Raw genomic sequence first — 13,413 nt, 5'->3', positions numbered from 1 at the left:
ATCTACCCTATAAAACAAAAAAAGTCGGAAGAAAAAATCTTCCGACCATGGCTACCCAATCGGGATGCTTTTTTATGTTTATCGCAAGATCTAAATTTTAGTTCAATTTAGTAACAACAAAACTTTGGTTAGCCCAGTTGAAAGCAGATAAATCTGCTCCAACACCAGCTTTAGTTGTAAGTGTATTGTCTGCTGTAACTGTTATGCCATCTGTGATTGTAGTGACAGTACCAGTAATATCACCACCTATTTTGTCTTCACCTACATTTCCTTGAGAAGCAGCGTTTGTTATGGTTAAAGAGCCGTTGCCCTTATCATCTTTTGTGTCAATTCTGTTTCCAAAAGAAGCGTTCCCATAAGCAGCAAATAAAACATTGCTGATGATCGCTTGAGTTCCTCTTCTAATTTCAGCACCAGCTTTAAGTGCTACATCTGGATTAAGGTTAAGGATAGTAACATTTTTTAATGTTGGTGTAGATATTGGGGCTGCGGTTGGGTCAGAGCTATTACTATCGCCTTCAATACCCCTAGGGTCGTCAGTTGCTGCATCAAAACCATCGTTACGTACACCAAAAGCATTGGTTATCGTACCAGTGTATCCGCCAGTCCAGTCAAACATGTCATCAGCTATATTAGCACAATATACGTTGGTTACGTTAACGCTACCTCCAAAAAATTCGACGCCATCATCATTACCATTGCTAACTACAATATTATTAACTACAGTTCCATTGCCTACACCGAAGAAAGATATACCGTTGAACTCTTGTTCTCCATTGATCTTGGCACCAGTATATTCGGCAATTATATAGCTTAATTCTCCAGAATTGTCAGCGTCGTCTGTACCGCCATAGAGTAGACCAGCAACCTCAGATTGCACATCAACTCCTTTATTGCTTTTGGCTCTACCTGCAATTACAATGCCTCCCCAATCTCCAGCTTTGGGAGAACTTGCATCTGAAGTAAATTTAATAGGCTTTTCTGCTGTCCCTTTGGCAATCAATTTAGCACCTCTTTCTACAGCTAAGAAAACATCTGTTCTGCCACTTTTCGCTTTTATTACAGTACCTGGTTCTATGGTTAAAGTAGCCCCTTCATTTATAGTAAAAGATCCTGTCAAGGTGTATTCAATGGAAGCTGATAAAGTTGCATCTTCTGAGATTTCACCTTTCAATTCGTTTTCAGTGATTACACCTCCACCATTGCCTGGATCTATGATTCTATTGTCATCATCACTAGAGCAAGAGAAAATAGAAGTAATAACGGTTACAATTAATAAATTTTTTAATGTTTTCATTTTGTTTTTCTAAATTTTAATTTCTTAGTTTTTTTATCGTTCAGCAAAATAAAGGAGTCTGTTTAAATTGAGTTTGAAGTTAATATTAGTATTGAGTTAAGAAATTTTGCTAATGTTAATTTTGTGTATACTAAAATTATTTCATATTTATAATATATCCCCTCTAGTGTGATTTTATAGGGTTACACTGTTTGTTTTTAGTGTTTGGTTTTAAAAATTGTAACCTATTCCGATGGAAAATGAAGTTCCTCTCTTATATGAGTTCATTGTGAGTTTTTCTGGAATGTCTCTATATCTCTCAAAACTTGGGTTTAGTAGGTTTTTTGCGTTAAATTTTATCCTTAGGTTTTTATTAAATTTATGGCTAAACACAAAATCTAAAAGAGGTATGCCTTTTTCAACAATATTTTCTTGGAAGTTCGTGCCTATACTGTAAACTCTATCACTTTGATAATTGAAAACCAATGTTGAAATAGTTTCTTTTTCATTAACGTTAAATCTGTACGATAAATCTGCGTTTATAGTAAGTGGCGCAGCACCTTCTAATTGGGAACTTTCACCAGTATAATTAAACAGAGTATTGGCGGTGTTGTATTTGAGCTTAGTTTTCATTAATGTAACATTGCCTCCCAATGTAAGGTTTTGAGATTTTCCATTGTCAGACTCTGTAGCTATAACATTCGTTTTTCCTTCAATCTCAACCCCAAAGACAGTTGCATCTCCAGAATTATCAAATGTAAAGTCTCTTTCTACGGCTGAATTTCTTTCTAGACGGTTAATAGAGTTTTGAATTAATTTACCAAAGACCCCTATAGAGATTAATTCACTTTTATTGGGAAAGAATTCAAATTTAAGTTCCCCGTTGAGGTTGTCAGAGGGTAGTAAGGCTGGGTTTCCACTTTCTTGATAATTAATGCCTTCGTAGGTGAAAGGAGCTATTTCTTTAAATTGTGGATACGTATAAGTTATGCTACCAGAAACTCTTAGGTTAGTTTTTTCATTAACTTGATATTTTAAGTTAAGTGTTGGTAACATGTATTGTTTATCCAATGCTATTTTACTGTTATTAGAAAAACCAGGAAAGCTTATGTTGGTATCCCATTCAACATCCATTTTAATATCTTCGGCACGTAACCCAACATTGGCAGTGAATTTGTCGGTAAATTTATAAACAGCATCTATATAAGCAGCATGTGTAGCTTTTTTAGCATCATATAATTGAGGTAAATATGTTTCTGCATCATTGCTATTTCTTCCCCGAGAAGTTTCTAGTCCAAAAATACCATTATCTAAATTTGTTTGATTGAAAGTAGCGTCTAAATTATTTATATCCACAAATGTATTTCTAGGGTTGGTAAAATTGTGGTCAAAATAAATTCCGTCAAATTTTCTGTCGGTGACATTGCCATTATACCCTAAGGTTATTTTTCCCTTATTCTCATAACGTTCACCAAGATATTTAACAATATTTAGATTTCCTACAATGCTATTTTCAAATAAATTACCATAAAATCTACTGTTGTCCCTAACTGCATTTTGAGAAATTCTTGTAGTGTTGTTGTCATTATTTATAATAAAGGTGTTTTTTCTTCTATCTGGTTCATCGTTATAAATTGCATTGTAGCTTAATGCGGTATTTAGGTCTAGATCTTCTCCAAATTTGTGAGTAGACATTATCTGGTTAACAAAAAGCTTGTTCTGTATTTCTGTTTGTAATAATACATTGACCAATCTGTTATCGTCTGAGTCTCTACCAATATCATTAGTTGTTCCAACAAAGTCTTCAATTTTTTGAGAGTTGGAGTGTACGAATAAGTGGTTGTAACTTAATTTATGGTTGTTGTTGATTTTGTAAACAATATTACCCATCAGCATTTTTGAAGCGTTATAGTTATAGGTTTTAGTGTTAAAAATTGAACCAACGTTAAGAGAGCCATCATCATAAACATCAACGATAGCGTTAGAAGTTCCTTCTTGGTATGTGTATTTGTTGTCAAAAGAGCCTACTAAAAAGATGCTTAAGTTGCTTTCGTCTGATAGCGTGATTTTTTTGCCATAGTTGATAGAAAGTCCTAATGTAGGAGCTGCAGTTTCTGAATTAGGAGTAAAGTTGTTTTTGAAACTATATGTTGATAGGTGTCTTATTTTATGATGAGTGTTAGTGTTAATGCCAAACCAATTAGCACCATCAATTTGCTTAAAATCTTTAAAAGTAGTCTGTGTATTTACCCCTGTAGAGAGACTTACAGCAAATAGTGTTTTTTGTGTTGTTTCCTTACTCACTATATCAATACTAGCACCAGATACATCAGAGGACATGTAAGAGGAAAAAGCTTTTCCTATGCTTACACTTTCTATTATATCTGAACTAAATAAAGACAAGTCGATGTTTTTGTTTCTAGGATCGTTTGAAGGTAAGGGCAATCCATTAAAAGTAGTGTTGTTATACCTGTCTCCTAGGCCTCTAACATAAATATTACTTGAGCCTTCTCGTTTGTTAACTCCAGTAACTTTCAATGTAGCTGCTGCTGCATCCGATACAGCCTTTTTACTAAGTTCCTCAGCTCCAATGGCAGTTTTAATTTCAACTGCCTTCTTCTGCTCCAGTAACAAAGCCGTTTCACTTTCACGTTTAGTAGTGGTAGTAATAACAACTTCATCTAATGATGCTGCACTGGCTCCCATAGGAACATTAACCTCTGTGACTTTACCAGCGACTATTGTTACTGGGATTTCTTGAGTTTCGTAACCTACAAAGCTAAATTGTAAAATATAATTGCCAGCTTCTAGGTTATCAAGACTGTATAAGCCATCGAAATCGGAAGTAGTACCTTTAGTTGTTCCTTTTATAAGGACATTAGCAAATGCTAACGGCTCATTGTTGTATTCTTTGTCGGTTAATTTACCAACCACAGAACCAGTAGTTTGAGCATTGGAAAGTGATACTGCAAATAGTATTAATAATAGTGTGATGTTTTTCATTTTATTAGTTTTTATCTTGGTGCAAAGAACGAAACACACTATGAACGGGATGTTACCAATCGGTTAAACAATGGTAACATAAAAGTTATGTAAATGTTACGTAATACTGGGGGTGGTAAACGTTAAGTTAACATTGGCTGTATTGATAATTTTAAGTTTAATCAAACTCACATTTTATAGCAATGATGAAAAGGAAAAGAGCAACAACCCACCATGGCATATTTTGATGGAATTCTGTCAATTCAGGTGAATTTTACAATTGAAATGAGTGAAATTTATACAGAGAATAAGAATTTATTGATTATCCGTTATGTGACATAAAGCAAAAACAGTGTTTTGTCATTCCTATAAAGGTCAACGAATTCGAGGTAGTACCTCGGAATAGTTCGTTTCAATAAAAGTTCTTTATTCTAACATGCACAACGGGTTGTAATACATGGATTATTGTCAAAATAATAAATAAAGGTTAGGGAATTTTTGTTTTAGGCTAATGCTAATTTCTTGCCTTTATTGTTAATACAATTTGTTGATTGAAACCGCTCTATAGTTCAAGAAGAGAAAAGAAAAGAGAAGCGATCAGGTATTTTTGTTAATTAGTAGAAGTTTTGTCTTCCTTTTGAGCGATACTGGTAATGGCTTCAAGGTCATCCAAAGAGATGCTGCTTGCTCCAAGGGATAATTTTACTTCAGCTGGTTTTTCCGATTGAACACTAACTTTAACTTCTTTAGTCTCGTAACCAAGAAAGCTACAAACTAAGGTGTAATCGCCATCTTTTAGATTTTCTATAAGGAATAGACCCGTGATATCTGTATTCAATTTTATATCAGTACCCTTAACAGATACGTTGGCAAGCACTAAAGGGGCGTTGTTTAGCTCTTGATCCATTATTTTCCCAACAATCATTCCTGTGTTTTGTCCAAAACAAAAAGCGGTAAACAATAAAAAAGAAAGTAGAGCCAAACGTTTCATAACTATAAGGTGTTGCAAATAACTTTGCAAAGGAAACTATTTGGCACCGTTAAAATGTTACTTAAATATTAACTAATCGTATCGAATGTTATTTTAATGTTACCATAATTTAGCCGAATTAGTTTTGTCGAATTTAGCTATCTTGCTCCCTTTAAATTTATACTATGAATTGGGAGCAGTTATTATCCTTAAAACGCTTTGGCGATACCAATAAACGCATTCGAAAAGAACAGGACGAAACCCGTTTGGGGTTTGAAGTAGATTACGATAGGGTTATATTTTCTTCAGAATTTAGGAGCTTACAAGACAAAACACAGGTAATCCCTTTGTCGCAAACCGATTTTGTGCATACACGTTTAACGCACAGTTTGGAAGTAAGTGTCGTAGGACGTTCTTTGGGACGATTGGTTGGACAAAAAGTACTGGAAAAATATCCGCATTTGGAAAATGTACATGGCTACCAAGCTAACGATTTTGGTGCTATTGTTGCTGCGGCAGCATTGGCTCACGATATTGGTAACCCGCCATTTGGGCACTCGGGAGAAAAAGCGGTAGGCGAGTATTTTAAAACTGGTGAAGGTCAAAAATTCAAAGCGCATTTAACAGCTAAGGAATATCAGGATTTGTGTGATTTTGAAGGTAATGCTAACGGGTTTAAGATTCTTACCGAGAACAGAGCGGGACGAAAAGGAGGATTGCGTTTAAGTTATGCTACTCTGGGCGCTTTTATGAAATATCCCAAAGAATCACTTCCCAAAAAACCTACAAAGCACATAGCCGATAAAAAATACGGTTTTTTTCAAAGTGATAAAGATGCTTTTGTAGATGTAGCTAACGAATTAGGCTTGCTTAAAAGAAGTGACAGTGATATAAGTTTTTCAAGGCATCCGTTGGCATTTTTGGTGGAAGCTGCCGACGATATCTGCTATACCATTATCGATTTTGAAGATGGTATTAACCTAGGACTTATACAGGAAGAGTACGCTCTAGAGTATTTGTCAAAAATAATAAGGGACAGGATTAAACCCGAAAATTATTATGCCCTTTCAACCAAAGCAGATCGGATAGGCTACCTACGTGCTTTGGCTATAGGAACGCTTATAAACGAAGCGGTAGATATTTTTATGGAGTATGAGGCGTCTATTTTAAAAGGGACGTTTGACACTGCTTTATTGGATAAAAGTAAATACGAAGCACAAATTAATGATATCATTAAAATAAGCATCGAAAAAGTGTATCAGAGTAAAGATGTTATAGAAAAGGAAATTGCGGGCTATAGGGTCTTATCTGAGTTGTTAAATGTTTTTATAGGAGCCGTTAATAATTCCTATAACAATAATGCGTCCAATTACGATAAACTAATATTGCACTTATTGCCCGAAAATAATAGTATAACAAACGATTCCCTATACCTAAGAATCTTGTCTGTTTGCCGTATAGTTGCTAATATGTCGGATAGTTATGCGATCCTGCTATTTAATAAAATTAAGGGCATTAATATTGCGTAATGGATTTATGTTGTTGATTTTAAGGTGTTAATTCTCTATATTTATAGAAGTATAAACTGTACCCGCTGTGCATTTTGAGTCAAACTAGTTTCAAAAATGTCAGTTCGAGTGTTTTGTTGATAAAAAAATCGTATCGAGAACTATTTCAAAGATTAAAAATTCTTATTCTCGATACAAAATTTTACTCGATTTAAATGTGAAATTCACTCGAATTGACAGAATTTTATCAAAATGTACAACGGGTTAAACTATCTAAAAATGAAACATCGCATACTCTTTTTCGCTAGCATTTTGATGATGCTCTTTATAGGCTTATATATAACCAATAAGGAACAGGATTATAATGAAAAAAGGATAGCAGATATAAGAAAAACGCACGAACATTTTTTAAGAAATAGCCCGTTTAAAGCATCTCTTAAATTAACAAAAGAAGAAAGAAAAGCTAAACGGTTGCCTCCCAATAAGTATTTTGAAAGAGAATGGGAGCTTACCTTGGACCCGTTTACAGGTAAACCAGAATCCCAAAGGGTATTTGAACTTCAAAAGCAACTAAAAGAACGGGCAATGTTGGCTAAAGTACCAGGAGAGAATGCCAATGATTGGGAAGAACGGGGGCCTGACAACGTTGGAGGAAGGACGCGAGCCATAATGTACGACCCCAATGACCCCAATGGTAAAAGAGTGTTTGCTGGTGGGGTAAGCGGTGGTTTATGGGTTAATAACGATATTACAGATGCTAATTCTGCTTGGGCAGAGGTAGATATTCCCAATAATTTATCAATTACATGTATTACATACGATCCTAATAATTTCAATACGTTTTATGTGGGCACCGGAGAATCGTATGTGCAAGGCGATGTACAAGGTAATGGGGTCTGGCAGTCTACTAATGGTGGCACAACGTGGTCTAAGGTGTTTGGAGGTGTTACAGGTGAAACAACTTTTGAATCGTCGGCACGACTTACGGTAAATACCCCGGGGCCTGTAGCTGGAGAGTACCTGTTGGCTCCGGCAGTATTTGGGCCAACCTTAACATCTGTTACTAGGGATTTGGTATTGGTGGATGATGGTTCGGGGACGCCCAATGAAGGATGTGGTGCTCTTACCAATGGTGCTTCAATAAACAACAAAATAGCCGTAATAGAGCGGGGAAGCTGTAATTTTACGGTAAAAGTTAAGAACGCTCAAGATGCTGGAGCTGTTGCGGTTTTAATGGTAAACAATGTAACGGGAGCACCAATTGAACAAGGAGGTGAAGATGCGACAATTACGATCCCTTCGGCAATGATTTCCAAAGAAGAGGGGCAGGCTATAATAGCGCAACTGGGAAGTGGTATTAATGTAACTATGGAATATGTATCTTCATATGTTACAGCAAGTTACGTAACCCCAGGGGTGCATCATATAAACGATATTAAAATTCGTGATAACGGAGGAGCAAGTGAAATATACGTAGCTGCGGGTTCTACTTTTTATCCAGATGCTAATCCAATTTCGTTTTTTGGAATTGAAGATTATGGGATGTACCGTTCTACAAATAGTGGGGCTAGTTGGTCAAAAATAACCTTGCCATCAGCACCTGGGGGCTCGACTTATGCACCTAATGATATAGAAGTGAGTTTTGATAATACTTTAATATGGGTCTCGACAACCTCAAATGCTTATGGGGCAGGAGGAGGTGCTATTTTATCATCATCCAATGGAACGTCATTTACTTTAAAAAAGACGTTAACAGATGGTTTAAGAACACAAATTGCAATGTCTTCGGTCGATGCAGATAAACTATATGTGTTGGCAGAGAAGGCTTCAGATGTAAATCCAGTTGAAATTTTAATGACCAATGATGGCTTTGCTACAGAAACCAATTTAACCTTACCTGTAGATGTTGAGACCGATATACCTGCTGAAGATTTTACCAATGGTCAGGCCTTTTACGATTTGCTTATAGAAGTAGATCCAACCAATGATAATATTTTATATGTTGGAGGTATAGATTTGTTTCGGTCATCCGATGCTGGTAGTTCTTGGGATCAGATATCAGAGTATTATTCTAGTACAGGATTAAGTGATGTACATCCAGATCAGCATGCTTTTGTTTTCGATCCTTCCGATCCAACTAAAGCTGTTAATGGTAATGACGGTGGAGTATATTATGCTACGGCATTATCAGGAACACCTAATATTACGGCCAGAAATAAAAACTATAATACGCTGCAGTTTTATCATGGAGCTATCGGACAAGAAGTGGCTTCGGAAAAGCTATTGGCGGGCTCACAGGACAATGGTTCTCACTTAATTAATAATGCATCTCCGGGTATAGGTTCGTCCGGTGAGGTGACGGGCGGAGATGGCACTTATGTGTTTATTGATATAGACAATCAGTACATGGTAACCTCTTCTCAGTACGGTAATTATTATTATAGAGATTATGCCACTGGAACTACTTCTGGGTATACCATAGAAAATGGATCTCCGGGACAGTTTGTAAACCCTGCAGCACTTGATAGTGATAGTAATTACCTATTTGCTGATGGAAGCGATATTTTTGGTGGTATTTATCAAATCAATAGGTATGAATTAAAAACCAATTCAGCGTTGTCTTCTGTTATTTCGGATGCAATGTTCGATGGTGCTGCAACTGCTTTTAAGGTGTCACCCTATAGTGCAAATACACTTTTTGTTGGTACCGATAACGGTAAGTTATTTAAGATCACGAATGCAACCAACAAGCCATCAGTAACTTGGCAGGAAATTACAGGTGATGCGTTTTATGGTAGTATTTCATGTGTTGAGTTAGGGGCTAACGACAATGAGATTTTTGTAACATTTTACAATTATGGAGTCCCTAGCATATACTACACGGCTAATGGAGGTGGAAGTTGGACGAACAAGGAAGGTGACTTGCCCGATTTACCAGTGAGAGCAATTTTAAGAAATCCTTTAAATTCTGAAGAAGTAATATTGGGTACTGATCTTGGTGTTTGGGCAACACCCAGTTTCAGCGATGCTAACCCTAATTGGTATCAATCGCAAAATGGAATGAAAGATGTTAAAGTAACAAGTTTTAATTTACGAACTGTAGATAATACAGTTTTGGCAACAACCTATGGTCGTGGGATGTTTACAGGTACGTTTACAGCCGATGCAAGCACTTTATCGGTAGATAAAAAGGTTGCAGATAATTTTAGAATATATCCCACGGTATCCAATGGTTCTTTTAACGTGTCTCTGAAACAAGGTGTTAATGGCCAATTGACTATTTATGATTTAAATGGCAGGGTGGTACATGGCACTAATGTTAATTTTGCTAAAAGTTCTGTAGAAACTATATCAATTAATGTAGCAAGTGGGTTGTATATCGTTAAATTTCTTTCTGGAAACCAAGCATCCACACACAAGATTATTGTAGAGTAAATAAAAAGATACCTGTTCAGGAGATAATTAAAGATTGTTGTTTTTATCGATAAAATTTGTGTTTTAACGATGTTTTATTTAGATTTACAAGGTTAAAAGCTCTTTAAATCTACTCAAATGAAAAAGAACCTACTGAATGCCTTGGTCATCTGCTTTGTGGTCTTTGCATGCGTCTTGGCTATTACGGAAGTGTCCAGTTCGCCATCAGAAGACCAGTTTCTAAACAGCTATTCTGACGCAAAATAGTTATAATAATGTATTAATATATTGCGTCAATCCAACAGAATCCAACCCAATGGATTCCTGTAATGCTAATGTACTGCCATGTTCAATAAATTTATCAGGAATTCCTAACATATGTATTTGGTTGTTGTAATGATGTTGGGCTGCAAATTCAAGAACAGTACTACCAAAACCACCTTTAACAGAATTATCCTCCACAGTAATTATCAAATCATATTGCTTTAGAATACGATGCAGTAACAGATCATCCAAAGGTTTTACAAAACGCATGTCATAGTGAGCAACAGATTTCGGAGCATTTGAATTTTTAATAGCTTCCGAAATGATTTTTGCGATACTTCCAATACTTAAGACAGCCATTTTTGAACCTTCTTTAAGTTGCGCCCCTGTTCCAATTTCGATTTTTGAAAACGGTTGTTGCCAATCGATAGTAACACCACGGCCTCTGGGATAGCGAATGGCAATAGGGTTTTGCAAGCCAAGTTGGGCGGTATACATTATATTTCGTAATTCAATTTCATTTCTTGGAGCAAAAATGATAAGGTTGGGAATACACCTTAAATAGCTTAGGTCATAAACACCATGGTGTGTAGCACCATCTGCTCCCACCAATCCAGCACGGTCCAGACAAAAAATTACCGGTACGTTTTGCAAGGCTACATCATGAATTATTTGGTCGTAAGCCCGTTGTAAGAACGTTGAATAAATGTTGCAAAAAGGGATAAGGCCTTGGGTAGCCATGCCAGAAGCAAGTGTTACGGCGTGTTGTTCTGCAATCCCAACATCGAATGCACGATCAGGGATTTTATCCATCATATATTTTAAAGAACTTCCTGTAGGCATCGCAGGGGTAATACCTACAATATTTTTGTTTTGAGTAGCCAATTCTACAATAGTATGTCCAAAAACATCTTGGTATTTAGGGGGCTGTTTTACGTTTGGTTTAGATATGAGCTCGCCAGTTATAGCATCAAATTTTCCAGGAGCATGGTAACGTACCTGATCTTCTTCTGCTTGTTTTAATCCTTTGCCCTTGGTAGTAATAATGTGTAAAAATTTAGGCCCTTTTACACTTTTAAGTCGCTTCAGTTCCTGTATAATACTATCGAGATCATGGCCATCAATAGGCCCCGTGTAATTAAAGTTTAAAGCCTCAAAAATATTTTCGCGTTTTTGAGTGCCTTTTTTAACATTGGTTAGATACTGTTTTAAAGCACCTACACTAGGATCAATGCCAATAGCATTGTCGTTAAGGATGACAAGTAAATTGGCGTCGGTAACGCCAGCATGGTTTAGCCCTTCAAAAGCCATGCCTCCCGCAATGGAAGCATCGCCTATAACGGCTATATGATGTTTGTTGAAGTCTCCTTTAAGTTGTGAAGCTATGGCCATACCCAGAGCAGCCGAAACTGAGGTAGATGCATGCCCTACACCAAAAGCATCGTAAACGCTCTCGCTGCGCTTGGGGAAACCACTAATACCTCCCATTTGCCTGTTAGTATGAAATACAGATTTCCTTCCAGTAAGGATTTTATGTCCATATGCTTGATGTCCAACATCCCATATCAGTTCATCATGGGGTGTGTTAAAAACATAATGAAGCGCTATCGTTAATTCTACAACGCCTAAACTAGCCCCCAAATGGCCTTCCTTGGTCGCTACAATATTAATAATAAACTCCCGTAATTCCTTAGCAAGCTCAGGCAGATCTTCAGGGTTTAAAAGCCGAAGATCTTCGGGTGAATCGATGGTATTTAAGAGGTTCTTTTGCACATGGCAAAAGTACGAGAATTTATTGTTCTTCGATTTGAAAAATGATGGGTAAATTATAAACTATAGTTGTGGGTTTATTTCTTTGCTTTGCAGGAATAAATTGAGGTAAAAGATTAATAACACGTTTGGCTTCTTTCTCAAGTTTTGAATGTGGTGCTCTAGCTCTGACATCAGTAACATTTCCTTTTTCATCAATTTTAAATTGAACAAATATTTTTTGCTTTCCCGATAAACCTAAGTGCCCTTGTGTTGTTGTGAAGTTTTTGGAAACGGCCTTTGTTATTTGATCCGAAAAATACTTTCGTTTTTCTTCAGTATTTAAGTTCTTAGGTGTGTTTTTAAATTCGGGAGGGACATCTACTGTGATAAAGCCTAAAACTATATCTTCTTCCTCTTCATATTCAATAATTCCAACTGGGTCGACGATTTCAATATTTCCTAATACTTCAACTATATCCAATTCGCCATCAACAACGGTTTCTAAAACTTCTTTTTTATGGGGTGTTTTAAAATCGGCTTTTGAACATTTTGGTAAAGGCTTTGTGTCGGTTTTATCTATTGTCGAAAGTTCTTGCATTCTATTTTCAGGATGGTTACTAATATTGTCAATAATTTCTATGCTATCAATTTTTTGCTTCGTTCCATTCTTATTGGTGCAATTGAACAAGGTTGTTCCCATAGTAATTAATAATGCCAATAAAAACAGCTTATGAAATTTATGTTGCGTTGCTATAACTTTTGACGGAATAAACAGGTTTATGCTATCCAATTGTGTTTGTTTGAAATGCCCGCAAATACGTTGACCTTGATGTTCAGCTATAAAATTTTGTATTTTAAAAACATCCATTTTTGTGAAGTCAATAACAGTTTTTGAACAGGAATCACAAAACCGTCCTTTTTCTTTTGGGGTCATGGAGTTCCAATTTTCATGGCAGGGTTTTGGGATTGAAATGGAATAATAGTTTTTCATGATGCTTGCCTTTCTATTGTAACATCAAACTTCTTGCCGAAAGGATTTTTAGTGTTTTTATAGCTTTAAAAGCTATAAAAACAATTGCACACTAGTACCCACATGTTCCTTGCTTTTAATTTGAATTTTTCCGTTATGTAATAACATGATTTGTTTGGATAAGCTCAAGCCAACACCGCTACCATTCAGGGCAATTTCATTTAAAACCAAGAACTTTTTCTCTGTATTCTCTATCAAGAAGAGCATTAAGGCGTTT

At 36.2% G+C, this 13,413-nt stretch carries 9 protein-coding genes; 3 read left to right on the top strand and 6 right to left on the bottom strand.

Features of this window, described 5'->3' with window-relative positions; genetic code table 11:
* Window positions 1–97: 97 nt before the first annotated feature.
* The 3 genes from ABD792_RS13315 to ABD792_RS13305 form a co-directional block, all read right to left on the bottom strand.
* A complete protein-coding gene (locus ABD792_RS13315; RefSeq protein ID WP_345006733.1) occupies window positions 98–1,297 on the bottom strand; it encodes a hypothetical protein in 1,200 nt (399 codons plus the stop codon).
* Window positions 1,298–1,507: 210 nt separating this feature from the next.
* Window positions 1,508–4,279, bottom strand: a complete 2,772-nt coding sequence (locus ABD792_RS13310; RefSeq protein WP_345006732.1) for a TonB-dependent receptor — start codon at window positions 4,277–4,279, stop codon at window positions 1,508–1,510.
* A 589-nt stretch (window positions 4,280–4,868) separates the two neighbouring features.
* Window positions 4,869–5,249 carry a carboxypeptidase-like regulatory domain-containing protein gene (locus ABD792_RS13305; RefSeq protein WP_345006730.1) on the bottom strand — a complete coding sequence of 127 codons (381 nt, stop codon included), beginning with the start codon at window positions 5,247–5,249 and terminating at the stop codon, window positions 4,869–4,871.
* A gap of 164 nt (window positions 5,250–5,413) precedes the next feature.
* Between ABD792_RS13305 and ABD792_RS13300 the strand changes: the two genes are divergently transcribed.
* From ABD792_RS13300 to ABD792_RS13290, 3 genes are all read left to right on the top strand, one after another.
* Entirely contained in the window at window positions 5,414–6,757 is a 1,344-nt protein-coding gene (locus tag ABD792_RS13300) for a deoxyguanosinetriphosphate triphosphohydrolase (protein ID WP_345006729.1), read from the top strand.
* Window positions 6,758–7,015: 258 nt separating this feature from the next.
* Complete coding sequence (locus ABD792_RS13295) at window positions 7,016–10,171, top strand: PA domain-containing protein (RefSeq protein ID WP_345006728.1); 3,156 nt, start codon at window positions 7,016–7,018, stop codon at window positions 10,169–10,171.
* A gap of 117 nt (window positions 10,172–10,288) precedes the next feature.
* Window positions 10,289–10,417: a hypothetical protein gene (locus ABD792_RS13290; RefSeq protein WP_345006727.1), complete on the top strand. Its 129-nt coding sequence runs from the start codon at window positions 10,289–10,291 to the stop codon at window positions 10,415–10,417.
* Here the strand turns inward: ABD792_RS13290 and dxs are convergent, their stop codons facing one another.
* From dxs to ABD792_RS13275, 3 genes are all read right to left on the bottom strand, one after another.
* Window positions 10,418–12,187 (bottom strand): 1-deoxy-D-xylulose-5-phosphate synthase, encoded by a 1,770-nt coding sequence (gene dxs, locus ABD792_RS13285; RefSeq protein WP_345006726.1) that lies wholly within the window; start codon window positions 12,185–12,187, stop codon window positions 10,418–10,420.
* Between the two features lie 19 nt (window positions 12,188–12,206).
* Window positions 12,207–13,157, bottom strand: coding sequence for an energy transducer TonB (locus ABD792_RS13280; RefSeq protein ID WP_345006725.1), 951 nt, complete (start codon window positions 13,155–13,157; stop codon window positions 12,207–12,209).
* A gap of 72 nt (window positions 13,158–13,229) precedes the next feature.
* Window positions 13,230–13,413: ATP-binding protein (locus ABD792_RS13275; RefSeq protein WP_345006724.1), on the bottom strand; the 184-nt coding region annotated here is incomplete at its 5' end.

This window comes from Snuella lapsa, from assembly GCF_039539345.1.
Lineage (GTDB): Bacteria > Bacteroidota > Bacteroidia > Flavobacteriales > Flavobacteriaceae > Snuella > Snuella lapsa.
Note: the sequence above shows the minus strand (reverse complement) of the source record. Positions and strands in the feature narration are given on the sequence as shown.

Bases quoted from the DNA above. Each gene is read 5' to 3' on its own strand.
- ABD792_RS13305 (WP_345006730.1), bottom strand. From the start codon at position 5,249: ATGAAACGTTTGGCTCTACTTTCTTTTTTATTGTTTACCGCTTTTTGT.
- ABD792_RS13280 (WP_345006725.1), bottom strand. From the start codon at position 13,157: ATGAAAAACTATTATTCCATTTCAATCCCAAAACCCTGCCATGAAAAT.
- ABD792_RS13315 (WP_345006733.1), bottom strand. From the start codon at position 1,297: ATGAAAACATTAAAAAATTTATTAATTGTAACCGTTATTACTTCTATT.
- ABD792_RS13295 (WP_345006728.1), top strand. From the start codon at position 7,016: ATGAAACATCGCATACTCTTTTTCGCTAGCATTTTGATGATGCTCTTT.
- ABD792_RS13310 (WP_345006732.1), bottom strand. From the start codon at position 4,279: ATGAAAAACATCACACTATTATTAATACTATTTGCAGTATCACTTTCC.
- ABD792_RS13290 (WP_345006727.1), top strand. From the start codon at position 10,289: ATGAAAAAGAACCTACTGAATGCCTTGGTCATCTGCTTTGTGGTCTTT.
- ABD792_RS13300 (WP_345006729.1), top strand. From the start codon at position 5,414: ATGAATTGGGAGCAGTTATTATCCTTAAAACGCTTTGGCGATACCAAT.